The sequence below is a fragment of the Thermohahella caldifontis genome (assembly GCF_041153465.1).
GTDB classification, from domain to species: domain Bacteria; phylum Pseudomonadota; class Gammaproteobacteria; order Pseudomonadales; family Oleiphilaceae; genus Thermohahella; species Thermohahella caldifontis.
Genome location: NZ_CP154858.1, coordinates 3,134,698 through 3,159,069 on the forward strand (window position 1 = coordinate 3,134,698; position 24,372 = coordinate 3,159,069).

At 61.4% G+C, this 24,372-nt stretch carries 20 protein-coding genes and 2 pseudogenes; 13 read left to right on the top strand and 9 right to left on the bottom strand.

Features of this window, described 5'->3' with window-relative positions; all coding sequences use genetic code 11:
• Positions 1-33: 33 nt before the first annotated feature.
• The 3 genes from AAIA72_RS15215 to AAIA72_RS15225 all read right to left on the bottom strand — a co-directional run bounded on the left by AAIA72_RS15215 (position 34) and on the right by AAIA72_RS15225 (position 3,753).
• On the bottom strand, positions 34-1,626 hold the full coding sequence (locus AAIA72_RS15215) for a GMC family oxidoreductase N-terminal domain-containing protein (protein WP_369601135.1): 1,593 nt from the start codon (positions 1,624-1,626) through the stop codon (positions 34-36).
• Positions 1,574-2,212 (bottom strand): hypothetical protein, encoded by a 639-nt coding sequence (locus AAIA72_RS15220; protein WP_369601136.1) that lies wholly within the window; start codon positions 2,210-2,212, stop codon positions 1,574-1,576. Before AAIA72_RS15220 ends, AAIA72_RS15215 begins: the two co-directional genes overlap by 53 nt.
• Before the next feature lie 71 nt (positions 2,213-2,283).
• Positions 2,284-3,753, bottom strand: coding sequence for a coniferyl aldehyde dehydrogenase (locus AAIA72_RS15225; protein WP_369601137.1), 1,470 nt, complete (start codon positions 3,751-3,753; stop codon positions 2,284-2,286).
• 160 nt (positions 3,754-3,913) lie between these two features.
• On the opposite strand from AAIA72_RS15225, the pseudogene AAIA72_RS15230 reads away from it, so the two are divergent.
• Positions 3,914-4,584, top strand: a pseudogene (locus AAIA72_RS15230) (TetR/AcrR family transcriptional regulator).
• Here AAIA72_RS15230 and yihA read toward each other — a convergent pair.
• A complete protein-coding gene (gene yihA, locus AAIA72_RS15235; RefSeq protein WP_369601138.1) occupies positions 4,549-5,199 on the bottom strand; it encodes a ribosome biogenesis GTP-binding protein YihA/YsxC in 651 nt (216 codons plus the stop codon). The pseudogene AAIA72_RS15230 and the gene yihA overlap by 36 nt on opposite strands.
• Before the next feature lie 211 nt (positions 5,200-5,410).
• On the opposite strand from yihA, the gene AAIA72_RS15240 reads away from it, so the two are divergent.
• The 3 genes from AAIA72_RS15240 (at position 5,411) to AAIA72_RS15250 (ending at position 7,647) form a co-directional block, all read left to right on the top strand.
• Positions 5,411-6,025, top strand: a complete 615-nt coding sequence (locus AAIA72_RS15240; protein ID WP_369601139.1) for a cytochrome c — start codon at positions 5,411-5,413, stop codon at positions 6,023-6,025.
• A gap of 127 nt (positions 6,026-6,152) precedes the next feature.
• The gene (locus tag AAIA72_RS15245; protein WP_369601140.1) at positions 6,153-6,779 is read left to right on the top strand and encodes a thiol:disulfide interchange protein DsbA/DsbL; all 627 of its coding nucleotides are present in this window, start codon (positions 6,153-6,155) and stop codon (positions 6,777-6,779) included.
• 4 nt (positions 6,780-6,783) lie between these two features.
• Complete coding sequence (locus tag AAIA72_RS15250) at positions 6,784-7,647, top strand: endonuclease/exonuclease/phosphatase family protein (RefSeq protein WP_369601141.1); 864 nt, start codon at positions 6,784-6,786, stop codon at positions 7,645-7,647.
• A gap of 76 nt (positions 7,648-7,723) precedes the next feature.
• On the opposite strand, the gene rpmG is transcribed toward AAIA72_RS15250, so the two are convergent.
• The 3 genes and pseudogenes from rpmG to radC form a co-directional block, all read right to left on the bottom strand.
• Entirely contained in the window at positions 7,724-7,879 is a 156-nt protein-coding gene (gene rpmG / locus AAIA72_RS15255) for a 50S ribosomal protein L33 (protein ID WP_369601142.1), read from the bottom strand.
• A gap of 11 nt (positions 7,880-7,890) precedes the next feature.
• Positions 7,891-8,127, bottom strand: a complete 237-nt coding sequence (gene rpmB, locus AAIA72_RS15260; protein WP_369601143.1) for a 50S ribosomal protein L28 — start codon at positions 8,125-8,127, stop codon at positions 7,891-7,893.
• A gap of 138 nt (positions 8,128-8,265) precedes the next feature.
• Positions 8,266-8,945, bottom strand: a pseudogene (gene radC, locus AAIA72_RS15265) (DNA repair protein RadC).
• Positions 8,946-9,020: 75 nt separating this feature from the next.
• Here radC and coaBC point away from each other — a divergent pair.
• Genes coaBC through argB form a run of 4 tightly spaced genes read left to right on the top strand, consistent with a single transcriptional unit; the run spans position 9,021 to position 14,279 of the window.
• Positions 9,021-10,238, top strand: a complete 1,218-nt coding sequence (gene coaBC, locus AAIA72_RS15270; protein ID WP_369601144.1) for a bifunctional phosphopantothenoylcysteine decarboxylase/phosphopantothenate--cysteine ligase CoaBC — start codon at positions 9,021-9,023, stop codon at positions 10,236-10,238.
• 10 nt (positions 10,239-10,248) lie between these two features.
• Positions 10,249-10,704, top strand: coding sequence for a dUTP diphosphatase (dut, locus tag AAIA72_RS15275; protein WP_369601145.1), 456 nt, complete (start codon positions 10,249-10,251; stop codon positions 10,702-10,704).
• Between the two features lie 29 nt (positions 10,705-10,733).
• Positions 10,734-13,358: a phosphomannomutase/phosphoglucomutase gene (locus AAIA72_RS15280; RefSeq protein WP_369601146.1), complete on the top strand. Its 2,625-nt coding sequence runs from the start codon at positions 10,734-10,736 to the stop codon at positions 13,356-13,358.
• Positions 13,359-13,373: 15 nt separating this feature from the next.
• Positions 13,374-14,279, top strand: coding sequence for an acetylglutamate kinase (gene argB / locus AAIA72_RS15285; protein ID WP_369601147.1), 906 nt, complete (start codon positions 13,374-13,376; stop codon positions 14,277-14,279).
• Positions 14,280-14,285: 6 nt separating this feature from the next.
• Here argB and AAIA72_RS15290 read toward each other — a convergent pair whose 3' ends face one another.
• Positions 14,286-15,335, bottom strand: a complete 1,050-nt coding sequence (locus tag AAIA72_RS15290) for a GGDEF domain-containing protein (protein ID WP_369601148.1) — start codon at positions 15,333-15,335, stop codon at positions 14,286-14,288.
• A 179-nt stretch (positions 15,336-15,514) separates the two neighbouring features.
• On the opposite strand from AAIA72_RS15290, the gene AAIA72_RS15295 reads away from it, so the two are divergent.
• From AAIA72_RS15295 to argA, 3 genes are read left to right on the top strand one after another with little or no spacing between them, the layout of a single operon-like run.
• Positions 15,515-16,819 carry a hypothetical protein gene (locus AAIA72_RS15295; protein ID WP_369601149.1) on the top strand — a complete coding sequence of 435 codons (1,305 nt, stop codon included), beginning with the start codon at positions 15,515-15,517 and terminating at the stop codon, positions 16,817-16,819.
• Entirely contained in the window at positions 16,816-17,973 is a 1,158-nt protein-coding gene (gene argE / locus AAIA72_RS15300) for an acetylornithine deacetylase (protein WP_369601150.1), read from the top strand. The genes AAIA72_RS15295 and argE overlap by 4 nt, the downstream gene beginning before the upstream one ends.
• Positions 17,970-19,292, top strand: coding sequence for an amino-acid N-acetyltransferase (gene argA / locus AAIA72_RS15305; RefSeq protein ID WP_369601151.1), 1,323 nt, complete (start codon positions 17,970-17,972; stop codon positions 19,290-19,292). The genes argE and argA overlap by 4 nt, the downstream gene beginning before the upstream one ends.
• On the opposite strand, the gene AAIA72_RS15310 is transcribed toward argA, so the two are convergent.
• Complete coding sequence (locus tag AAIA72_RS15310; protein ID WP_369601152.1) at positions 19,238-20,347, bottom strand: aminopeptidase; 1,110 nt, start codon at positions 20,345-20,347, stop codon at positions 19,238-19,240. The two genes, argA and AAIA72_RS15310, sit on opposite strands and share 55 nt — an antisense overlap.
• 89 nt (positions 20,348-20,436) lie before the next feature.
• Between AAIA72_RS15310 and AAIA72_RS15315 the strand changes: the two genes are divergently transcribed.
• On the top strand, positions 20,437-23,370 hold the full coding sequence (locus AAIA72_RS15315; protein WP_369601153.1) for a DUF1631 family protein: 2,934 nt from the start codon (positions 20,437-20,439) through the stop codon (positions 23,368-23,370).
• Entirely contained in the window at positions 23,367-24,338 is a 972-nt protein-coding gene (locus AAIA72_RS15320) for an EAL domain-containing protein (protein ID WP_369601154.1), read from the top strand. Before AAIA72_RS15315 ends, AAIA72_RS15320 begins: the two co-directional genes overlap by 4 nt.
• Positions 24,339-24,372: the final 34 nt, after the last annotated feature.

A 24,372-nucleotide genomic window follows, 5' to 3' on the forward strand; every position in this document is an offset into this window, starting at 1 on the left:
CGAAGTGGCACACATGCGCCAGAGCAGTGGCGCTCAGGCGCTGCCCAGCTCGCGGAGCAGTTGACGCGTGTTCCGGGCGGCCAGGGCGTACACCGTCAGTTGGGGATTGGCGCCGAGGCTGGTCGGGAACACCGAAGCATCCATGACCGAGAGGTTGCCGAGCTGGTGGTGCCTGCCGTAACTGTTGACGACACTGCGCTTCGGGTCCTCGCCCATGGTACAACCGCCCATCTGATGCGCGGTGAACAGGCGGGCCTGATGTGCACGCATGGGCAGGGACAGGATGGCATCCCGGTATTCCGGCCAGCTCCGGTAGTCCCGGGCAGACAGGTGAATGGGCCTGACCCGCCTGGCGCCGGCAGCAAAGGCTGCTTCACCCATGCGCAGCCAGGCTTCGCGAATGCCTTCCCAGAGGTAATCGGTCAGCGGATAGTCAAGGTCCGGGCCGCCATCCTTGCGGATGCCCACGGTGCCGCCGGGGGAATCCGGGTGAAAGCCGTCGCGCATGAGCGCAATGACCGAATGCATGTGCGGCAGGCGTTTCATCCAGCGGGTCAGCTCATTGCCGTGGGTGCCGGTCACCCCTGCGGTGAGCACGGGATGAAGGGGCGGGACTTCGAGCTTGAAGCCCATCTTTCCGGTCGGGCCGTCGCGCCACACGAATTCGTCGCTGTAGATGGATTGGGGCGCGCCATAGTAGGGCTCCGTTTTCTCCGGCATGTCGGCCAGAATGCCGTTGACGGGATGCAGGAAGGTTCGCTTGCCCAGAACACCGTAAGGATCGGGCGCCTTCGACTTGAGCAGGATCAGGGGGGAACCGAGGGCGCTGGCGGCCAGAATGTAATGACGGCCACGCAGCCGGATCGGGTGCCCGACCGGAGTCTGTGTTCCGGGCTCCTGCGGCATGGCGACAAGCTCGGTCACCTGATCCCCCTGCCAGACCACCTGTTCCACCTGGGTATTGGTCAGCAGCCGTGCACCCTGCGCCAGAGCCCCGGGCACGGTGGTCACCAGCATGGATTGCTTGGCGTTGGTGGGGCAGCCCATGCCGCAGTATCCCAGGTCCCAGCAGCCCTTGACGTTTCTCGGAATGGTGCCCCAAGACCAGCCCAGCTTTTCGCAGCCAATGCGCAGCAGATCGTTGTTGCGGTTGGGCGGCACCTCCCAGGGGCGAATGTTGAGCCGCTTTTCCCGGTCTTCGAAGAAGGGGCGCATGCTGTCCGGCGTGATATCCCGGACCCCCAGCGTTTCCCAGTAGCGGAGCGTCTCATCCGGCGTGCGGAAGCTGCTGGTCCAGTTGACCGTAGTGGATCCGCCCACGGTGCGGCCCTGCAGGATGGAGATGGCGCCATCCCGGGTGGTGCGGCTCATGCCTTCCTGATAGAGGCGCGGATAGAGCGAGGCCTCGTCCATGGTGAAGTCTTTCTGATGGAGCAGGGGGCCAGCCTCCACCATGATCACGCTGTATCCGGCCTGGGCGATCAGTTCGGCCGCCGTGCCGCCGCCGGCACCGGTACCCACTATGATGACATCCGCTTCCAGCACGGACTGTTCCGGCAGCGTCCGGCCGTCCTCAATGGACCAGTTGCGGGCTTCCGGCAGAGTGTAGGGATCGGGCAGGCTCATGAGTGATTCTCCCTGAACTGTGGCAAGGATCGCAGGGCTCTTTCGGGGGGCCGGGATAGCCGGTGGTCGCCTGCACTTCGGGCTGGCCGTAGAGTGCGGCACCGCCCAGACGTGTGACGCTGGCATAGGCCAGATTGAGCTTGGCCAGTGAGCTGTGCCGCCACCGGTGCAGCGTATCTTCCGCTTCGCCTGCCGATACTTCGCTCCAGCCTTTCCAGTGACCGGCCAGCAGCCAGCGCGAGGGCGCCAGGGCCAGCAAACCGAAAAGCTGCTGCAACTGATCCTGATTGTGGAGGCTGAAGAAATGTACGGTACCGTCAATTCCCCTGAGCCAGGGGTCCTCCACCGCGTGCAGGGTATCCGGATTCTGGCCGCGACCCAGTGCCGGCAGCATGGCGCGCCAGAACGCGCGGGTATCGCTGTCAAGATAGCGCCATGACGTGTCGGGTGACCCTTCGGTCGATGGTGTGCGGCGTGACGAGGAGGTAGCGCAGCCACTGAGGCCGCCCGCCATGGCGGTGGCAGACAGTGCGACGGCCGAGGTCAGCAGACGCCGTCGGCCGGGTGAGAAGTCCGGGTGAGGCATGAAAAGACTCCTGTTTCTTGTTGTTGTTCTTCCGGTCGGGGGCAGTCCTGCTGCCCCCTGCCATGCGGGCACTAGCGGATGAAAAAGCGGTAGATCGCCTTGTGCAGTGCTGTGCCGTAGGGCGGGTAGACCAGCTGCCCGCTGTGCAGACGCTGCTTGGCATGGACACCCCGGTGATTCGAGAAGGTGAGAAACCCTTCATACCCGTGATAGTGCCCCATGCCGGACTCGCCGATGCCACCAAAGGGCATGTCATCCTGTGCCACATGCATCAGCGTATCATTGATGCACACGCCACCGGAATGGGTTCTGTCCAGAATGCGACGCTGTTCCGCCTTGTCATAGCCAAAGTAGTAGAGCGCCAGCGGACGGGGCCGCGCATTGATGAAGGCAATGGCATCAATGATGTCTGTATAGGGAATGATGGGCAGCAGCGGCCCGAAGATTTCCTCCTGCATGACCGTCATGTCATCGGTCACGTTGCGGATGAGATGAACCGGGAGCTTGTTGGTTCCCTCATCGAAGGACTCGTTGGCCGGATTGATGACAATGATCTCCGCACCCTTCGCCCTGGCATCTTCCACGTGGGCCAGCAGGCGCTCGCGCTGGCGGGTATTGATGATGGAGGTGAAATCCGGATTGTTGCGCACGCTCGGGTACATACGTGCAAACTCTTCCCGGAATGCCTGAATGAACTCGTCCACTCGGTGTTCCGGCACCAGCACATAGTCGGGCGCGACACAGGTCTGTCCGGCATTGAAGCTCTTGCCGAAGGCGACCCGCTGGGCCGCGTCCTTCATGGGCACATCATGGGAGACGATGGCCGGGGACTTGCCGCCCAGTTCCAGGGTCACGGGCGTCAGATTTTCGGCTGCGGCTTTCATCACCTGCTTGCCGACACGGGTAGAGCCGGTGAACAGCAGGTGATCGAAGGGCAGTCGTGAAAAGGCTGCCGCCACATCGGCCTCGCCGGTGAAGACGGCAATCTGATCCAGGGAGAAGTTGGCCTCGATGATTTCCTTGAACAGGGCAGAAGTGGCCGGCGTATATTCGCTCATCTTGATCATGACCCGGTTGCCGGCGGCCAGTGCGGCGGTCAGCGGCCCGACGGCAAGGTACAGCGGGTAGTTCCAGGGCACGATGATGCCCACCACACCCAGCGGTTGGTAGTACACCTTGTTGTCTGCCGGCATGAACAGCAGATCCACCTTGCGCTGGGAGGGCTTCATCCACTCCTTCAGGTGCCTGAGCGTGTAGTGAATGCCCTGTACGGACGGCATGAGTTCCGCCAGCCGGGACTCGTCACGGGAACGGCCGCCAAAGTCCAAGTCCAGGGCGTCGAGAATGCGCTCCTGATTGTCCAGCAACGCCTGCTTCAGGCGATTGAGCATTTCCTTGCGCTGGACAAAGGTCGGTGCAGGATTCTGGTTGAAGGCGTTGCGCTGCAGGGTCAGTGTTTCCTGCAATGCAGCGGAGACTGGATGGCTTTCGGCCGGTGTCTCCGGTTGCGTGAAGCGGACGACTTTGGGGCTGGCACTCATGACGGATCCTCCCGTTGTAGTTGTGATATGACCCGTGGTCAGGATTAATTAGAGTATAAGCTCTAGAAAGGGTGCATGCAACAGGGTAGAGTGAATGCTCTAGAGCCGCAGCGGATCACCCGTTATAATGCGGCCCTCCGCTGTACAGGACTGCCTTTGAATGAAAACACGTGACCGCATCATCCTGACGAGCCTCGAGTTGTTCAACGAGCAGGGCGAGCGCAATGTCAGCACCAATCACATTGCTGCTGCGCTGGGCATTTCGCCGGGCAACCTGTATTACCACTTCCGCAACAAGACCGACATCATTTACGAGATCTTTCACCACTATCAGCTGCTTGTCGATCATTACCTGCAACTGCCGGAAAACCGGCTTCTGACCGTGGATGACGAATTTGATTATCTGGAGGCGGTGTTTGACGGGCTCTGGAGCTATCGTTTCCTGCACCGGGATCTCGAGCATTATCTGGAGTCGGACCCGCGCCTGAGAGAGAGTACCGGGATTTCACCCAGCGCTGCCTCAATGCGGTGATCCGCATTCTGGACGGTCTGGCCGATGCGGGGATTCTGATGCGCCTGCCGCGCGAGCATCTCGAATCCATGAGCCTCAATGTCTGGCTGGTGGTCACATCCTGGATGTCGTTTCTGAAAACCAGTCATGCGGCAGATGGCGACACCATCGGCAAGGACCGGCTGAAAGAGGGGATCTATCAGGTGGTCACGCTGCAGATTCCCTACCTGACGGATGAATACCGGGAAGCGGTGCTGGCCCGGCAGCAGGCCTATCTGCCGGACTCACTCCGGCAGATGTTCGCCCATGGCCGCGGGTGACAGGTACTGGTCCAGCATGGCGGCCAGTTCCTGAAGGCCGGTTCGCTTGAGCGAAGAGAAAAGCTGAACACTGGCATGGGGCGCAATGGCCCGGATGTCGCGGCCAGTCTTGAGCAGCGTGTTCTTGGCGGCGCCCGACTTGAGCTTGTCCGCCTTGGTCAGCAGAACATGAACCGGCATGTCCCGGGTGGCACACCAGTCCAGCATCTGGGTATCGAACGGCTTCAGCGGGTGACGGATGTCCACCAGCAGGACCAGCGCCACCAGATTGGCGCGGGACTGCAGGTAGTCCTCCAAATGGTGCTGCCAGTTGTCAATCTGGTCACGCGAAACTTTCGCATAGCCATAGCCGGGCAGATCCACCAGCCGACCCCAGCCATCAGGCAGGGCAAAGAAGTTGATGAGCTGTGTGCGTCCCGGTGTCTTGGAGGTGCGGGCCAGCTTGGTCTGGCCGCACAGGGCATTCAGCGCCGAGGACTTGCCGGCATTGGAGCGCCCGGCGAAGGCCACCTCGTTCAGGGTGTCGTCCGGGCACTGATCCAGGCGTTCCGCGCTTTTCAGAAAGCGGGTCTGGCGGTAAATCCGGTCAAGGGAGTCTGTCGTGGGCAAGGTCATGTATAAATGCATTAATGTTTGAAAGGTTTTATGTATAATACCACACCGATTTGGGCCGGTGTGGCAAAGATGCAGGCAAATGCGGACAGCTGGCTTTTCCGCAGACTTGCCCTGGATCAAGCCCGGATGTGCGAAGATGGTGCACACTGTCCGGCACGGAGGCGACACAACAACACCGATGCAAGCTGTTGAAGAGTAGATGGGGCCAACTATGAAAAAACTGTTTTCCGGAGTGGTAATGGTGCTGGGGCTCGTGTCCATGGCGTGGGCAGGTGGCGATGCCGCAGCAGGGCAGGCCAAGGCCGCAGTATGCGGTGGCTGTCACGGTATGGATGGCAACTCGGCGGTGCCGAATTTCCCGAAGCTGGCAGGACTGGGCGAGCGCTACCTGCTCAAGCAGATGAAGGACATCAAGGCCGGTGAGCGGAAAGTGCCCGAGATGACGGGGCTGCTGGATGCGCTGAGTGATCAGGATATGGCCGATATTGCAGCCTACTACAACAGTCAGACACGCACGGAAGGTGTGGCGCCTTCGAAGGAACTGGCGGAAAAGGGACGCAAGATCTATCTGGCAGGCATCAAGTCCAAGAAAATCGCGGCCTGCATGGCCTGTCACAGCCCGACCGGTCAGGGCAATGATCCGGCAGGATTCCCGGCGCTGGCCGGCCAGCACGCTGCCTATATTGCCAAGCAGCTCAAGGATTTCCGCAGCGGTGAGCGTGCCAATGACGGCGATACCAAGATGATGCGGACCACCGCATACAACCTGCACGACAGCGAGATCGAGGCAGTATCCGCCTTCATTCAGGGGCTGCGCAAGCAGTAATCCTCTGCGGGTGGTCGAAAAAGGGGCGTACGCCCCTTTTTCGTTTGGTCGGGGTTACGTCTTGGAAACTTGAGTCCGGGTCCTGCGCCCGCTATCTTGTGGGCAAACATTCTGAGGAGACAGAAACATGAAAAACTGGTTCTTGGCACTTTCCCTGATATTCGCCCTGGTGCCGGGCGTCCAGGCGGCGAACTATGTGGCTGGCCAGCACTATCAGGTGCTGCCGGCACCGGTACCCACGGAAGATCCTTCCCGTGTCGAAGTGGTGGAGCTGTTCTGGTACGGCTGCCCGCACTGCTACCGCTTTGACCCGCTCGTGCACGCCTGGAAGAAGAAACTGCCCGAGCATGCATACTTCAAGGCCATTCCGATGGCCTTCAACGCCCAATGGGCATTTCATGCACAAACCTACTATGCCTTGAAGGCGATTGGCTGGGAAGAGAAGGTGCATCAGGCGGTGTTTGATGCGCTGGCACGAGATCACAAGCCCTTGCTGGATCTGGACAGCATGGCATCTTTCCTGGCCGGGCTCGGTGTACCGGAAGAAGAGTTTCGCAAGGCGATGAATTCGTTCGCGGTCAAGGGGCAGGTCAACAAGAGTCGCAAACTGGGCACGGATTATCACGCCGATGGTGTCCCGGCGCTGGTGGTCAATGGCAAGTATCTGATCACAACATCCGGCGCCGGCGATTTTCTGACCATGCTGCGCATCGCGGACTTTCTGATTGAAAAAGAAAAGGCAAGCCTCAGGTAAACGTATGGTCAGGCGCCTGCTGGACCGCGTATCCATGTTGCTGCCCGATCGCACGGCAGGCGAACGCTACCACTGCGCGCCCGATATCGAGCCGTTTCCCCGGCACCGCTACGTGCGGCTGCTGTCCTTCAACATTCAGGTCGGGATTTCGACCTCCGCCTGGCGCCACTACCTGACCCGTGGCTGGCAGCACGTTCTCCCCACCGAGCGGCGCTTTGACAATCTGGACCGGATCGCGGAGCTCATCCGCCAGTACGATATTGTCGCCTTGCAGGAGGTGGACGGGGGAAGTGTGCGTTCCGGCCAGGTGAATCAGGTGGAGTATCTGGCCCAGCGCAGCGGTCATCCGTTCTGGTACCAGCAGCGCAACCGTAATCTGGGGCCCATTGCACAGCACAGCAACGGCTTGCTGAGCCGGTTTCAGCCGCTGGATGTGGCCTCTCACCGCCTGCCCGGCATCATTCCCGGGCGTGGCGGTATCGTGGCACGCTTCGGTGATCCGCAGGAACCGCTGGTACTGGTCGTGCTGCATCTGGCACTGGGCGCGCGGGGGCAGAAGCAGCAGCTTGACTATGTGGCCGAACTGATCGAAGGGTACCGGTATGTCGTGGTCATGGGCGACTTGAACGCGCCGGCGAATGAGCTGCTGGAGCGCAGTGTGCTGGGGGAGGCGGGGCTGATCGCGTTGCCGGAGCTGGCCAATACCTTTCCAAGCTGGAAGCCGCAGAAGGCGCTGGATCACATTTTTGTGTCACCTGCGCTCAGGGTCCGCAATGCCGGAGTGCTCTGTTATCCGGTTTCCGATCATCTGCCGATCGCCATCGAGGTGGCTCTGCCGGAAACGGAAGAGATGATGCGGAAAGAATAGCAGGAAAAATAATCCCGGTGTGGCCAAACAAAAACGCCGCACCCTGAGGCGCGGCGTTATCGGAAAAGCCCGGACCTTACTTGATCTTGGCTTCCTTGTACATCACGTGCTTGCGAACAACCGGATCGTACTTCTTGATTTCCATCTTTTCCGGCATGTTACGCTTGTTTTTGGTCGTGGTGTAGAAATGACCTGTACCGGCACTGGATACCAGACGAATTTTCTCGCGCATGACTCCGCTCCTTATACCTTGACGCCGCGGGCACGCAGATCGGCCAGAACCTGATCGATACCCTTCTTGTCGATGATGCGCATGCCCTTGGTGGATACGCGCAGTTTAACAAAGCGCTTTTCGCTCTCAACCCAGAAACGGTGTGTTTGCAGGTTGGGCAGGAAGCGGCGCTTGGTTTTGTTGTTTGCGTGTGAAACGTTGTTACCGGTTACAGGACCCTTGCCTGTCACCATACAAACTCTGGACATTCTAATCGCCTCCAACCAGCGTGGCTGTATTCGTAATCCTGCCGAACCAACCCGGCAGAAGACCCCTGAAATTTGAGCCCGACTTTATAGCAAAAATTGATCAGCAAGGCAAAGGAAATTTTGAAAACCTGCCGGCGCTCAGGCGGGCATGCAGCCGCGTTCCGCCAGAGACGTGATCTCCCGGTCGCCCACCACCAGGTGGTCCAGCAGGCGCACATCCACCAGTTCCAGTGCCGCATGGAGGCGATGCGTGATCTCCACGTCGCCGGCAGACGGTTCGGCGCAGCCGGAGGGGTGATTGTGTGCCACGATCAGGGCCGCGGCATTGAGCGCCAGGGCCCGCCGGACCACCTCCGGGGGTGGACGCTGGCGCGGTTGATGGTGCCGTGGAACAGTTCTTCACAGGCAATCAGCTGATGCTGGTTGTCGAGAAAGAGCGCGGCAAATACCTCTCGCTCGTGATGCCGCAGGCGACTGGCCAGATACCGGCGGGTGGCATCCGGCGACGTCAGGGCATCGCCCCGGCTGAGACCGGCTTCCAGATAACGCCGGGTCAGCTCCGTGGCGGCCTGAAGCTGGGCATACTTGGCGCTGCCCATGCCCGGTGCGGCACAGAATGCCTCCTGTGGTGCTTCGAGCAGTCCGCGCAGACCGTCAAACCGACACAACAGATCCCGGGCCAGTTCCACTGCGGACCGGCCGGGAATCCCGGTGCGCAGGAAAATGGCCAGCAGCTCGGCATCGGAAAGTGATCCGGCGCCGCGACTGAGCAACTTTTCTCTGGGCCGCTCACTGGCCGGCCAGCACTTGATGGACATGGAGACCTCCCTGTTTCAATGACGTTCCGCCTTCCGGTATGCTATCTTAACGTTAATTGTTTGAGGATCAATGTCATGGAGCTCGAGGGGCGGCGGGTTGTACTGGGGGTGACCGGAGGGATTGCAGCTTATAAAAGCGTGCAGGTTGCCCGCACTCTGCGCCAGGCAGGTGCCGAGGTCCAGGTGGTGATGACCGAAGGGGCCAAGGCATTTGTCGCCCCCATGACCTTTCAGGCCGTCACCGGGCGCCCGGTGCGTGACCGGGTGCTGGACACGGATGCCGAGCAGGGCATGGGGCATATCGAGCTGGCACGCTGGGCCGAGTGCATGCTGATTGCGCCGGCAACGGCGCACTGCCTGGCGAGACTGGCCGCCGGCATGGCCGATGACCTGCTGGGCACGCTGGTTCTGGCGTCCGGTTGCCCGCTGCTGCTGGCCCCCGCCATGAATCAGGCCATGTGGCGCAATCCGGTGACCCAGGACAACCTGAAGCGCCTGCAGGCACTGGACGGCCGTGTGCGGGTCATCGGGCCGGACAGCGGTGATCAGGCCTGTGGCGATGTGGGCCCCGGTCGCATGGTGGAACCGGAGCAACTGGTCGAGGCCGTCCGTCTTGCGCTCAACCCGATGCCGTCCGTGCTGCAGGGCAGGCGCGTGGTCATTACGGCCGGCCCCACACGGGAGCCCATTGATCCGGTACGCTACATTACCAACCACAGTTCGGGCCGCATGGGCTATGCTTTGGCGGAAGCCGCGCGCGATGCGGGGGCGCGGGTGACACTGGTGTCCGGCCCGGTCAGCCTGCTGGCGCCCGGCGGAGTGACGCTCCGGCAGGTCACGACCGCCTGCGAGATGCTGGAAGCGGCAGACGCCGCCATGCAGGCGGGCGCGGACATGCTGATCGCCTCGGCCGCGGTAGCGGATTACCGTGTGGCGGAGGTGGCCGGCCACAAGATCAAGAAACAGGGTGACGCGTCCGGTCTGACCCTGGAGCTGGTGGAAAATCCGGACATTCTGGCCACGCTGGCGCAACGCTATCCTGACGTGTTCAGCGTGGGCTTTGCCGCAGAGACGCGGGATGTGGTGGCGTATGCCCGGGACAAGCGTGTTCGCAAGGGTGTGCGCGTGATCGTGGCCAATGATGTTTCCCGGCCGGATATCGGTTTCAATGCCGCGGAGAACGAGGTGGTACTGGTGACGGAAAACGGTGAGGTCGCCTTGCCACGAATGCCCAAGTCTGCCCTGGCCCGTGAACTGATCCTGCGCCTGGCGGAACTGATGACAACGCAGTAAGGACATTTCGGTGAAACAGGTACTCAAATTCAGAATTCTCGACCCCAGACTGGGTTCGGACTTTCCCTTGCCGCACTATGCCAGTGAGGGTGCTGCAGGCATGGACATGCGCGCCTGCCTTCAGGCGCCGCTGACACTGGAGCCCGGTCAGGCGGAACTGATTCCCACCGGTCTGGCCATTCACCTGGAGGATCCCGGATTGGCGGCCATGTTGCTGCCCCGCTCCGGACTCGGACACCGGGGGCTGGTACTGGGCAATCTGGTGGGACTGATAGATTCCGACTACCAGGGAGAAGTGAAGATCTCCGCCTGGAACCGCGGCCACGAGCCCATCACCATCGAGCCGGGCGAGCGTATCGCCCAGATGGTCATTGTGCCGGTGGTTCAGGTGACCTTGCAGCAGGTGGAGACATTCGAAACCAGTGCGCGTGCCGGGGGTGGCTTCGGTTCCACCGGTACCCGCTGATTCTGAAGGTTTGAAGGAGAGCTGTCCGCATGGCGCTGTTCAAGAAGAAGAAAGACGCAGTGGTGGAAGAAGTCCGGGCCGGGGATGCCGACAAGCCGGCAAAGCCTGACCGGAAGTCCCGTGTACGCAAGGGTGCGTCGCTCGCTGCAATGCTGTCCCCCCTGTTGGTCGGCGGCATTCTGGCGCTCGGCGTGCTGCTGGGTGTGCTCTGGGTGCTGATCCTGCAACCTGCGGACGACGCCTTGCGCAAGGCGGAGGCCAACAGCGCGCTGAAAGCCGTGGTAGCAGCCACCAATGCCCGCCTGGAGACCCTGAAGCACGGGGTGGAGCGCTGGGCCGGTCACCCGTTGGTGCTGGATGCGATGGGCAGCCCGGAGGCTCAGTCTGATGTGCAGCAGTGGATAGTGCCCGCTCTGGATGGCGCCGTTCGTGCTGTCCTCTTTTCGCCGGGCAGTGCCGCCCGGGATTTTTCCGAGCCGGTCCCGGTCGGCTTCGCTGCCCTGGAAATGATTCGCCAGGTGGAGTCCGGCAAGCCGGTTGAGCCGGAGGCCTTTGCGGTCAATGACAAGTGGTATGTACAATACGCCGCGCCGGTCAGAAAGGGCGATGCGCTGGCGGGTGTGCTCATTGTCTTTTATGACGCAGCCTATCTGAAGCCGCGTCAGGTCAGTGGCCGGGTTGAGCTGCTCCAGAAGGTGGATCAGGCCCGCAAGGCCTTTGTCAGTGCTGGCAATGGACAGGGCCCCGAGTTGATGGCGGCGCTGGCGCACCCCTTGTGGCAGGTGCGTTACCAGGCTGCAACGGTCACGGCAGGCGGGCTGGACTGGCAGGGAGGTCTGGCTGGCGCAGGTGCCGGGCTGGTGCTGCTGCTGGCCGCCTGGCTTCTGACGGTTCCGAGAACGGAGAAACGCCTGCATCAGGAACTGTCGGACCTGGTGAGTTTTGTGCAGGTACGGCTGAGCGGCCAGGGGTCACGGGCAGTGCCCGAGCTCAGGATCGCGCTGGTGAACGATGCTCTGACATTGATCGCACAGCTGTTCAAGGCCTATGCGCCGGGCGGTCGGCAGGGTGCGTCGCCATCCGCCGCCACCGCCGCAGTTGCGAACAAGGCTGGCGGCGCTCCGGTGGAAAGTGCCCCTGCCGCAGCGGAAGAGCCCCTGTTCCCCGGGCTGGATGATCTGGATCTTGAGGATGCGCTGGAGGGTGGCGGGACAGGCTCGACGCCCGCCACGCAAGTAAATGTACAGGAAGACGGCATGGAAATTATCGAACAGGAACGTATTGAGGTACCCCGGAGCATTTTCCGGGCCTACGATATCCGCGGCATTGTCGGGGAGACCCTGACGAAAGACATTGTCCGGGTCATTGGTCGCGCCATTGGCAGCGAAGGGCGCAAGCGCGGTGTCAGCACGATCTGTGTGGCCTGGGACGGGCGCCAGTCCAGCCCGGCACTTGCAGAGGCGCTGACACAGGGGCTGACGCAGGCCGGAGTGGATGTGATTCGCGTGGGGCAGGTTCCCACCCCCGTGCTGTACTTTGCCACCCATCACCTGAATACGGGATCGGGTGTCATGGTGACCGGCAGCCACAATCCCTCGAATTACAACGGTCTGAAGATGATGCTGGCGGGCGAGACCCTGGCGCAGGACACCATTCAGGATCTGTGGCGGCGGATTCAGCAGCATGATTTTGCCGAAGGGCAGGGCAGCGTGACCGACATGGACGTGCGGGCAGACTATGTTGACGTCATCGTCAATGACATCGCCGTTGCTGCCCCGCTCAAGGTGGTGGTGGATGCCGGCAACGGTGTGGCCGGAGAACTGGGCCCGCGTCTGCTTGAAGAGCTGGGCTGTGAAGTGATCCCCCTGTACTGCGACATTGACGGCCGCTTCCCGAATCACCATCCGGATCCCGGCAAGCCCGAGAATCTGACCGATCTCATTGAAGCCGTGCGCACCCATCAGGCGGATGTGGGGATTGCCTTTGACGGCGACGGAGACCGGGTGGGGGTCGTGACCAACACCGGAAAGATCATCTATCCGGACCGCCTGCTCATGCTGTTTGCCAAGGATGTGGTCTCCCGCAATCCCGGCGCCGACGTGATCTTCGATGTGAAGTGCACCCGCCGTCTCAATACCCTGATTTCGGGCTATGGCGGCCGCCCCATCATGTGGAAGACCGGGCATTCCCTGATCAAGGCCAAAATGAAGGAAACCGGTGCGTTGCTGGCCGGGGAAATGAGCGGACACATCTTCTTCAAGGAGCGCTGGTACGGCTTCGATGATGGCCTGTACAGTGCGGCGCGGCTGCTGGAGATTCTGGGGGTGGAAGACCGCACCTCGGACGAGGTGTTTGCGGACTTCCCGGAAGACGTGTCGACGCCCGAAATCAATGTGAACGTCACTGATGAATCCAAGTTTGCCCTGATTGAAGCGCTGGCCCGCCTGGGTGACTGGGGTGACGGCAACGTTTCCACCATTGATGGCGTCAGGGTGGATTACGCTGACGGCTGGGGCCTGTGCCGGGCTTCCAACACCACACCGGTGCTGGTGCTGCGCTTCGAGGCCGACAACGAGGCGGCGCTTGAGCGCATCAAGGCCATATTCCGGGAAAAACTGCATTCAGTGGATCCCGGGTTGCAACTGAACTTTTGACGGAGACAACATCAGGTGCTGGATCGAGACAGTGCACAGCAGATCGCACAGGTTCTGAGCCGTGCGCTCCCGTACATACAGCGTTTTGCGGGCAAGACGCTGGTGATCAAGTATGGCGGCAACGCCATGACCGACGAGACGCTGAAAAATACCTTTGCCCGCGACATGGTGCTCATGAAGCTGGTGGGCATCAACCCGATCATCGTGCATGGCGGCGGGCCCCAGATCGGTGATCTGCTCGGCCGGCTGAACATTCAGAGCCGCTTCGTGGATGGCATGCGGGTGACCGACAGCGAAACCATGGATGTGGTGGAAATGGTGCTGGGCGGACTGGTGAACAAGTCCATCGTGGCACTGATCAACGCCAACGGGGGCAAGGCCCTCGGTCTGACCGGCAAGGATGCCAACTTCATCCAGGCGCGGAAGCTGGAGGTGCGTCGTTCCTCGCCGGACCTCAAGACCACCGAAATCATCGATATCGGTCATGTAGGGGAGGTGGAACGGATCAATGCGGAAGTGATCCGCATGCTGACCGACAGTGACGTGATTCCGGTCATTGCGCCCATCGGTGTGGACAAGGCGGGCCGTACCTACAACATCAATGCGGACCTGGTGGCCGGCAAGGTGGCGGAAGAGCTGAAGGCCGAGAAACTGATCCTGCTGACCAACATCGCCGGGCTCATGGACAAGTCGGGCAAGGTGCTCACGGGGCTCAGCGCGGCCCAGGTGGATGCGCTGATTGCCGACGGCACCATACATGGCGGCATGCTGCCCAAGATCGAGTGTGCGCTTCAGGCCGTGCGCGGCGGGGTGAAGAGCGCGCACATCATTGACGGGCGTGTGCCGCATGCCACGCTGCTTGAAATCTTTACCGATGAAGGCGTGGGTACCCTGATCACTCAGGCGGGCGTCAACGGCTGACGGCCTTCATGCCGGGTGGGGTGCCTCGTCGGCGACTTCCACCCGGTTGCGCCCGTTCTGCTTGGCACGATACAGGGCCGCATCAGCCCGGCTCACCAGTGTATCGGGCTCTTCCCCGTAAACATATTCGCTGATTCCCGCAGAAATGGTGACGTGTCCGATGTGCTGGTTTTCCACGCTGTCATGCAGAACCTGGGCGGCAATCGCCCGACGGATATTCTCTGTCGCGGCTTCCGCGCCCTGCAGGGGCGTCTCGGGCATGATGATGGCAAATTCCTCGCCCCCGTAGCGGGCAACCGTATCCTTGCCCTTGGTCTGCCGTCGCAGTACGGATGCAATGAAGCGCAGCACCTTGTCGCCCACCAGGTGGCCGTGGGTATCGTTGACCTTCTTGAAATAGTCGATATCCAGCATGACGACCGACAGTGGCTGGCCGTTGAGCTTGGCCGAGGCAATGGCGTTGTCCAGTGCAATGTCGAAGGCCCGCCGGTTGGCCACGCGGGTCAGCGGATCCGTATTGGCTTCCTGATGAAGACGTTCCACCTCCTTGCGCAGCGCCCGGATTTCATCTGCCATGGTTTTTACACTGGCCTGAATGTCCGATGTGGAGGCCCGCTGTGACCGGGTTTCTGACAGCAATTCGCCCACCAGCGCAGGCAGGTCCACCTGTGACTGATCGCCGGCCAGCTTCTGCGAGGCGGACTCCAGTGTCGTCAGGTAGGTATCCAGGCTCTGGCCCTGTCTTTCGGCCTGATGGAGCATTTCATTGATCAGCTGCCGCACATTTTCGCGGATGTTGTCGATGGCGGCCTTGCCCCGGTCGGCAATGAACTGCTGGTACAAGCTGTCGTTGAACGCTTCGGTAAAGGGTGCACCGGAACCCTTGCGGGCATCAATCAGGGCATTCAGCTCCGGATTGTGCCCGAGCACGTACTCATACCAGACCGCATAGTTGCGCGGCGTGGCCGGCACCTTGTGTTCGGTCATTTCGGGCAGGGCCAGCTGCAGGTAGCGGACGGCCCGGTTCAGATCCGGGTTTTCGGGCTGGTCAGACATGCAGTGCATCCATTCCCTTTGATATGAAAGACAATTGTGACAATTTTGGCAGAAATCACCAGGCCACCCGGTATCAAGTCAAAAGTTGTGGCAAAATGAGACACCCGGCAGGCACAAACGTGCGCCAAGGCGTATGCTATCACCTGTCTCAACAGGATGGAAGGAAGCGTAAAGCTGTCATGAAGCGATTGATTTTCTGGCCTGTTTTTCTGGCTGTGGTGCTTTTTCTGGCGTTCAAGGTTTTTGTGTGGCTGGCTGTCCAGGAAAGGCTGAATGACGTCAAGAGAGATCTGGCGCTGACCGCCGCGCTGAGCACCGGCTGGATCGAATCGGATCTGAACGGGCATATCACCATCCGCGACGTGAAACTGACCCCTTTCCGGCTCAGGGATACCCTGACCCTTGAGCGGATCACACTGGAGTTCCCGTCCGTCTGGTCGCTGCTGGGAGCGCTCTCGCAGGCCGAAAATGCGTTGCCCGGGCAGATGCGCATTATCCTGGCAGGGGGAGAAATGCCCGTGCGCGTCCATCCTGATGTGCGTGAAGAGCCGGCACTGCCCGGGCCACTGGCAAAACTCCTCTTTCCCCGGCCCTGCGGGGGCGTGGAGACGGTTCAGGCTGCACAGCTGCTGGAAATGGGATACGGATTTATCGGCTTCGACGGTCAGCTGTCATGGACGTTTGACCGGTTTGACCGCCGTTTGCGGCTGGATTGGGAGCTGACCGGAGAGCACCTGTCCCGTGTCAAGTTGTCTGCCGACCTGCAACTGCATCACGATCTGCGCTGGCCACCGCCGGCCGGTGCCAGGCCGCCGCGGGTCATTCATCTGGATCTGGATCTGGCTGACCTGGGATACGAGCAGCGCCTCAATCGTCTCTGTGCGGCCAAGTCACGGATGACCGAGAGTCAGGTGGTGGACACTGCCGTCACGGAGCTCGGGCAGACCCTGGAGTCACTCGGTATCCGGCCGGGCCGGGGCTGGCTGGAGGCCAGTCGCCAGTGGATGCAGGGCAATGCGGATGTCCGGATTGTGCTTGATCCGTTGCCTGACTTTGAATACAACATGGTCAGCTTCATGAGTGCGGACAGTGTGCTCGATGCGCTGGGCCTGAAGCTGGTTGTCAATGGCAGTCCGGTGCAGGACCTTGGTCTGGTGGTGGATAATGCCACCCTGAAGAAGGCGCTGGCCCCCCCGGCTGAGCCGTATGCGCCAAAGGCCGTCCGGACACCGCCCAAACCGGTTGTGCAAAAGCCGGAGAATGGCCCGGCATGGGTTGAGGTGGACACCACGGATGTCACGGCCTGGCTGGACCTTCCCGCACGGGTGACCCTGCATTCGGGCAAGGTCCTGGAGGGGCGTCTCATCCGTGCCGATGAGTGGCAGATTGAGCTGACCCAGCAGGTCGCAGGCGGGGAAGTAGGCTATCCTGTCAAGAAGGTACAGATCGCCAAACTGGAAATTTACACGAGGCCCACCCCTTGAACCTGAATCGGATCCGGGAACAACTGGCCCGCCTGGTGGCGGAACCCTCCGTCTCGTCCGCCCTGCCGGAATGGGATCAGAGCAACAAGGGCGTCATTGATCTTCTAGCCAACTGGTGCGAGGATCTGGGTTGCAGGGTTGAAGTGCAGCCCGTATCCGAAGCCCCCGAAAAATACAATCTCATCGCCACGCTGGGGGAGGGGGAGAATGGCCTGATCCTGTCCGGCCACAGTGATACGGTGCCCTGGGACGCGGACCGCTGGCGCGACGACCCCTTCACCCTGACGGAGGCGGATGAGCGCTGGTACGGTCTCGGTGTCTGTGACATGAAAGGTTTCTTTCCCATTGCCCTGGCGGCCATGGCGGCGCAGAAGTCCCGGCTCAGGCGTCCGGTGACGCTGATTGCCACCGCCGATGAGGAAAGCTCCATGTCCGGCATCCAGCGCCTGGTTCGGTCCCATGGTCGTCTCGGGCGTTATGCCATTATCGGTGAACCCACCGGCATGGCACCGGTTTATCAGCACAAGGGCATTCTCATCAGCTCGCTGTCCATCGAAGGCCGCAGCGGTCATTCTTCCAACCCGGCATTGGGTGCCAGTGCGCTGGAGGCCATGGCCGATGCCTTGCATGCGTTGCGACGGGTGCGGGCATCCTGGGCCGACCGCTACCGCGACCCGGCATTCGAGGTGGCCGTCCCGACATTGAATTTCGGTTGCATACATGGCGGGGACAATGCGAACCGGATCTGTGGTCATTGCGAACTGCAATTTGATGTCAGGCTGCATCCGGGCATGGACATTCGCGAGACGGAATCCATGCTGCGTGATGCGGTCGCGCCGGTTGCGGAGGACTGGGGCGTCACCATCCGCCTCAATCAGATCTTTGCCGGCGTGCCGCCTTTCCGGCAGACCCCCGAGGCAGACCTGGTTCGTTTCAGCGCCGACCAGACCGGACAGCCGCCCAAGTCCGTGGCCTTTGCCACGGAGGCTCCTTTTCTTGCGGCGCAGGGCATCGAAACGGTGGTGCTCGGGCCGGGGCATATTGACCAGGCGCATCAGCCGAACGAATATATGGATCTCAGATTTGTTCCCGCCATGCAGCGTTATCTGGAGGCGGCAGTGGATCGGTACTGCACAGGGAGCACCCCCGGTTGAACACAAGTTCCACAGATCAGGTAGCCTGGTTTCGCCACACATCACCCTATATTCATGCACATCGGGGCAAAACCCTCGTCATCATGCTGGATGGCAGCGTGTTTGCAGATGAAAGCTACAAGCGAATCGTCGCGGACGTGACCCTGCTCAACAGCCTGGGACTCAAGACGGTGCTGGTCTTCGGTGTCCGGCATGACGTGGAGCATGCCCTGGCCCTTTCCGGAGAACCTTCACGTCTGCATCATGGCATGCGGGTGACCGATGAACACGCCATGGAAGTGGTGGCACAGATGGCCGGTGCACTCAGGGCACGCCTTGAGGCGCGTTTCAGCATGGCGTTGCCCAACTCTCCCATGCATCACAGCTCGGTGAAGGTGTGTTCGGGCAACTTTGTCACGGCGCGTCCGGTTGGTGTGCTCGATGGCGTGGATCTGTGCCTGACCGGGACGGTGCGCCGGGTAGACGCTCAGGCCATTCAGAGCCTGCTGGAGCAGGGATTTGTCGTGCTGATTCCGCCGATCGGCTGTTCCCTGACGGGGGAGCTCTTCAATCTTTCTGCCGAAGACACCGCCGGCGCAGTGGCCGCAAGCCTCAGGGCGGACAAGCTCATACTCTATGACGCCCTGCCGGCACTCGAAAATGCCGATGGCAAACCCTGTCGTGAAATCACGGCGCAGGAGGCCCGTCATCTTGCGCGTACCTTGCCGCCGGATTCGGAAAGGCGTCGCAAGCTGGAAGCCGGCTGCCGTGCGCTGGAGCAGGGTGTGCGGCGGGTGCACTGGATCAGCTGGAAGCGGGATGGCGCGATCCTGGAGGAGTTGTTCACTCGTGACGGTGTGGGGACGCTGATTACCGATGAGTCGTACGAGCAGGTGCGCACGGCGACCATCGAGGATGTGTCCAGCATTCTCGAACTCATACGGCCTCTGGAGGAATCGGGCGTTCTGGTACGCCGCTCCCGCGAAGTCCTGGAACGTGAAATTGACCACTTCATCATTGACGAGCGGGACGGTGCCGTGATCGGTTGTGCCGCGCTGCATCCGTTTGAGGGCGAAAATGCGGCGGAGCTGGCCTGCGTGGCGGTGCGCCCGGATTATGCCGGGCAGGGACGAGGCGAGCGCCTGCTCGCCCGTGCCGAGCGTCTGGCCCGCGAGCGCGGTATCCGGAGGCTGTTTGTGCTCACCACCCAGACCGCACACTGGTTTATCGAACACGGCTTTGAGCCGGCAACGCCGGATGCCCTGCCGGTCACACGCCAGAAAACTTACAACTGGCAGCGAAACTCCAAGGTGTTCGTCAAGACGCTGGAAGACGCGTGAGCGTCCAGCTCCTGTAAGGTGGCCTGGCGCTGAGCCTCCGGCCGGGTCGCCAGTTCCCCGAACCAGGCGACCATGGCTGGCCAGTTCCGGTGCAGTCGGCCGAACTGAACCTCAAGTGCACCTACCCAGCGGGTATAGCTGCGAACGGTCAGCAGACGGGCATTGTTCAGCGGTGTCTGCCAGCTCCGTGCCCAGGGCTTCAGCGCCGGATGCCGGTCGGCACAGTCCCCGAGAGACTGTGCAAAGCGCCTGAACAAAGGCTCGCGACGCTCGCGTGCCTGTTCGGGTGTGGAGGCCGCGTACAGGGGCTCCAGCGCCTCAATCAGCTGTCCGACCAGATTGGCGAAGGCGGCTCGTGCTGCCTGCCTCCTCTGATAGGCCATGAGTTCCGGCAGCCATCCCTGGTCCTGAGCAAATGCCCGGGCGCCGGACTGCTCAACAAAGGTGGCCCAGCTTTCGCTCAGGGTGATATCACCCTTGACCCAGACAGTCTTGTGCGCCAGTTCATGAAAGATCAGCGCAGCGGTATCCAGGGGAGCCGGGCCGAGCATGGTGCTGAGTACCGGATCATCAAACCACCCCAGGGTGGAATAGGCACTGGCTCCCCCGATCCACACATCGTCTTCCGCAAAACGCCGGGCGGCCATCTCGGCGTCCATGCGGTCAAAATAGCCCCGATAACCCACACACCCGGCCACCGGGAAGCACCAGGTACGCAACTGCAGACGATTGGGCGGACTGACGAACAGATTCCACACCACGGCTGGTCGGTCCAGCGCGACCCAGGTGGTATAGCTGTCATCCACGCGCAGGCTCATGCGGTCGCGGGCAAAGGTGCGTGCGGACTGGACGGCCAGCAGATGCCGGCGGATGGCTTCGGGGGTATGCTCATCCGCGAGGACTTCCCGGACGGGGCGGGCCTGGCGCATGAGGGACAGATGTCCGGATGCAGCCTGCCAATAGTAGGCAAATGATTCGCAGCCCGCTAGAATAACGGTCAAAATGAGCCATGGCAGACGCCACAGGCGCCGTGTGCCCAGACCTGATCCGTTCATGACTGCCTCCTGCTCGTGAATCGGGTCTATACTACCTCAACCGGGCCCGATTCTCAGGCCTGCGCAGATATCAGGACACAAGGATTCTTATGGAACGACGGGTCAGTCCTCGCAGGACCATTCAGCTCAATGCCTCGCTGACCGGACCGAAGGGTCGTACGTGGCGGATCCAGATCCAGGACTTCTGTTCCGGCGGACTGTTCTTCAATATCAGCCCCCAGCAACCGGACGGGGTCATTCCGCAGGGCATTCAGGGCGTGGGACTGAAGTCCGGGGACATGGCAAGCATTGCCTTTGCGGATGTCCTCACGGCGCGGGAGTATGTGCTCAACGGCGAGATTGTGCGTGTGCTGCCCGAAGGGGCGGCCTTGCGTCTGGACAAGCCCAATCCTGCGGCGATTGGTGCCATGCTCCGCATCAGTGCGGCGGAAAATCTCCAGTCCGAAACCCGTGTCCGTCCCCGCAATGCCGTCAGCGATGCCTTGCGCGGTGAAGTGCGCAAGCGTGTGGATGCCCAGGTCCGGCCTCTCGTTCAGTCCGCACTGGAGCAGATTCCCGATGCCCTCATGGCCGCCGCCAGCCGGGCCGGGAGCGATCAGGAGCAGAACCGCATCGCCGATGCAGCCACTCTGATCCGGCATCAGGCGCGCAGACTCCTGAGCACGGCGATGGACGCACTGCCACGGATGATGCAGCCGACCGCAGCCGTCAGTTTTGCGGGTTCTCCGGCAGGACAGAGCAACAGTACACTGAGCCTGGTGGACAAGGACGAGTTCGAGGACTGGCTGGTACTCAAGGTCATGTCCACGCGCGCCGAGACCCGCTACCGGAACCTGCTCCTGCAGCTGAAACTGCGTCTGGATGCCGCCGATATCGGCGCGCTGCCCGGCCATCACCCGGTGGGCCCCGCGGTGCTTTGCCATGCCTTCCGTGAAGCGATCAAGCCGCTCGGCCAGGGCGTGGCCATCGAGAAGCTCTGTTATCAGGTCTTTGACCGGGAAGTGCTGCAACATCTTGATCCCTTGTATGAAGATCTGAACCAGTACCTGATCAAGGCCGGCGTGCTCCCGGATCTGGACCTCAGCCGTTACATGTCCGCGGGGGTTCCGGCTGACAAGACGGCAAGCAAGACGGTGGAAGAGAAGCCGGTCGCCACCGCGCCCGGGTCGGATGAAAAGGCACAGGGACAGGCGCCGGCCAGGGAAACACCCGGAGCCAGACCCGGGGCTGAGGGCCGTCTGGGTGGCAGCGCATCGTCCCTGCCGGAAGATACGACGGAAACGCTGCGCCGGGCCCGGCACCAGCGCTCTGCGACACGAGAGGCCGCTTCCCGCATTCATGAAGGGCTGTCAAGCGCGGAGCACTCCTTTTCAACCGTGCGCAACCTGTTCAGGCAGCTGGAAACACTGCGTTCACGCCGAGCGGTGGCGGATACGGAAGAACCGGCAGTTCCTGTCACCGAACAGCCTCAGGATGCCGTTTCCAGCGAGGAGCTGATCGAAACACTGGCACCCACGCAGCCCGCACCGGCGATACCGCTGGAAGAATTGGAGAATCGGCAGAACTCGCTGAAGGCACGCCTGCGCAAAGCCTGGGCATCCGGCAAGATGAAACCCCTGACGCCGAAACAGGGGGAGGCCGTGGATGTGGTGGACCAGTTCTTCATGAGCCTGCTGCAAAGCCCGCGGGTCTCCGATACCGCCAAATCCCAGATCCGCAGTCTGGAACTGCCCCTGTTGCGTCTGTTGCTTCGCAATCCGGAATTCTTCGAGGATCGGGATGCGCCGGCACGCAAGGTCATCAACCGGCTTGCTCAGATTGGTGTCAAGGGTGCACGCCTCAGCCCTGTCAATGTACAGCGTGTCAATGCGCTGGTCGCCCGCATCCAGCAGGAAGCCGCCAATGATCCGGATGTGTTTGATGAAGTGCTGACCGAGCTGGATGAACTGGTGGAGCGTCAGAATCTGCTGTACCGGCGCAACGTGGAGCGCGTGACGGCGGCCGCGGAGGGACAGCAGAAGGTCGATCTGGCCCGGCGTGCGGTAACGGAAGCGCTGGCGCGCCGGATTGCAGGCCGGAAGGTTCCGAAAGCCCTGGTGACGCTGCTTGATGGCGGATGGCGTGATCTGCTTATTCTGACCCACATCCGGCAGGGCGAGCAGAGCGAAGCCTGGCAGAACTACCTGAGCGTCGTGGACCTGTTGATGGCCTTTGCCGAGAATCCGGAGACGCCGGTCAACCTCCGCGATCTGCTTGCCCTGATTCAGGAGGGGCTGGCCACCATTTCCAGCAGTCACCTGCCATCGGGGCATATTCGTGATGCGCTGAAGGATTTTCTGGTTCGCGGTGTCAGCGAACCGGTGGAAAAGGTGGATCTGGTGGAGGAAGAGGTGGCGACGCCTCCCGATCCGGAAGTGCTGGCCGAGGAAGCCAGAAAGGCCGGATTGCATCGCTGGCTGAGCCGCGCCCAGCAGCTGAAGACCGGAGACTGGTTGCGGCTGCAGCAACCCGGAGAGGAAGCGCCGCAGTTTATCCGGCTCGTCTGGATTGGTGCGAACTTCAGTCGTTATGTCTTCGTGAACCACCAGGGCATGAAGGTGGTGGATCTGGAGCCCCTCACGCTGGCCCGCTATCTGCGTGACGGCATTGCCGTACCGGATCCGGAGCATGACAAGGAGATCGTTGACGAAAGTCTCGACATCATGGTCAAGAACCTGTACGAGCAGCTTTCATTCGCATCGACCCACGATGAACTGACGCGGGTGATGCATCGCAAGGAATTCGAGCGGCAGCTTGCCCTGTGGCTTGAGCAGAAGGCCCCGGACAGCGTCATTGAAGTGGTGCTGGTTTCCCTGGAAGGCTTCAGGCTGATCAACGATTCCTTCGGGTTTGACGCCGGTGATGAGGTGCTGCGCACTCTGGCCGGCCGCATGCAGGCTTTCTGCCAGGGCCGGGAACTGGTGGGGCGCTTCGGGGGGACGAATTCATTCTTGCCCTGGACGGGGGCGGCGAGCCGCGGGTGACGGCCCTGCTGAACGAGGTGCTTGGCGAGCCCGTGCCCATCGGGACGGACCGGGTCAGTGTCAGGGCGGTTGCCGGTTTCGTATCGGTCACGGCAAGGGAATCAGCGGCCACCAGTCTGATTGCTGCAGCCAAGTCGGCGGCAGATGATGCGGCCCGGCAGGAGAAACGTGTGGTGGCCGGGCATCTGGATGATCAGGTTCAGGCGCGCCGGGAGCGGGTACTGGCTGAGGTGGCACGCATCCATGACAAGCTTGACAATGAGCGCCTGTTGCTGCGCTGCCAGAAAATCATCCCGCTCAAGGCCGACACGGCACTGGGGCCACAGTATGAAATCCTCCTGAGTATCCACGACTCACAGGGACAACTGATCCCCGCTGTCGATTTCGTCCGTGCGGCAGAGCAGTACAACCGCATGCAGGATGTGGATCGCTGGGTGGTGGGCCGGGTGCTGGACTGGATGGTGGCCAACCGCAGCCGGATCGAGTCTCTGGGCGGCATTTCCATCAACCTTTCCGGGCATTCGCTGAATGATGAAGTGTTGCTGGAATACATTTTCGAGAAACTGACCCATTTCGACTGCCCCCTGGACAAGATCACCTTCGAGATTACCGAAGCCTCTGCCATTACCCAGCTTGCTGACGTGGTGGATTTCATCAACGAGCTGCACGAATATGGTGCCCATTTCTGCCTGGGCAACTTCGGTACCGGGGTCAGTTCGGTGCAGTTTCTCAAGCAACTGCCGGTGGACATGATCAAGATCGACGGCTCATTCATCCGCGATCTGCATACGGACAAGAATGATCAGCTGATGGTGCGCTCCATGACCGAAATGGCCCACTTTTTGGGCAAGGAAGTGGTGGCGCCGCACGTGGAGCACCGTGAAGTGGTCACCACGCTCAAGATGCTGGGCGTGGACTACGCCCAGGGATTCCACATTGAACGTCCGCGGCAGCTGGACACCCTCTGACGGGCGCAATGCAGTCCGGCACCTGATCCTGCAC

Coding starts and splice junctions, on each gene's coding strand:
- AAIA72_RS15215 (WP_369601135.1), bottom strand. CDS start 1,626: ATGAGCCTGCCCGATCCCTACACTCTGCCGGAAGCCCGCAACTGGTCC.
- AAIA72_RS15245 (WP_369601140.1), top strand. CDS start 6,153: ATGAAAAACTGGTTCTTGGCACTTTCCCTGATATTCGCCCTGGTGCCG.
- AAIA72_RS15250 (WP_369601141.1), top strand. CDS start 6,784: ATGGTCAGGCGCCTGCTGGACCGCGTATCCATGTTGCTGCCCGATCGC.
- coaBC (WP_369601144.1), top strand. CDS start 9,021: ATGGAGCTCGAGGGGCGGCGGGTTGTACTGGGGGTGACCGGAGGGATT.
- rpmG (WP_369601142.1), bottom strand. CDS start 7,879: ATGCGCGAGAAAATTCGTCTGGTATCCAGTGCCGGTACAGGTCATTTC.
- AAIA72_RS15240 (WP_369601139.1), top strand. CDS start 5,411: ATGAAAAAACTGTTTTCCGGAGTGGTAATGGTGCTGGGGCTCGTGTCC.
- AAIA72_RS15225 (WP_369601137.1), bottom strand. CDS start 3,753: ATGAGTGCCAGCCCCAAAGTCGTCCGCTTCACGCAACCGGAGACACCG.
- AAIA72_RS15290 (WP_369601148.1), bottom strand. CDS start 15,335: ATGTCTGACCAGCCCGAAAACCCGGATCTGAACCGGGCCGTCCGCTAC.
- AAIA72_RS15295 (WP_369601149.1), top strand. CDS start 15,515: ATGAAGCGATTGATTTTCTGGCCTGTTTTTCTGGCTGTGGTGCTTTTT.
- rpmB (WP_369601143.1), bottom strand. CDS start 8,127: ATGTCCAGAGTTTGTATGGTGACAGGCAAGGGTCCTGTAACCGGTAAC.
- AAIA72_RS15220 (WP_369601136.1), bottom strand. CDS start 2,212: ATGCCTCACCCGGACTTCTCACCCGGCCGACGGCGTCTGCTGACCTCG.
- AAIA72_RS15315 (WP_369601153.1), top strand. CDS start 20,437: ATGGAACGACGGGTCAGTCCTCGCAGGACCATTCAGCTCAATGCCTCG.
- AAIA72_RS15310 (WP_369601152.1), bottom strand. CDS start 20,347: ATGAACGGATCAGGTCTGGGCACACGGCGCCTGTGGCGTCTGCCATGG.
- yihA (WP_369601138.1), bottom strand. CDS start 5,199: ATGACCTTGCCCACGACAGACTCCCTTGACCGGATTTACCGCCAGACC.
- AAIA72_RS15280 (WP_369601146.1), top strand. CDS start 10,734: ATGGCGCTGTTCAAGAAGAAGAAAGACGCAGTGGTGGAAGAAGTCCGG.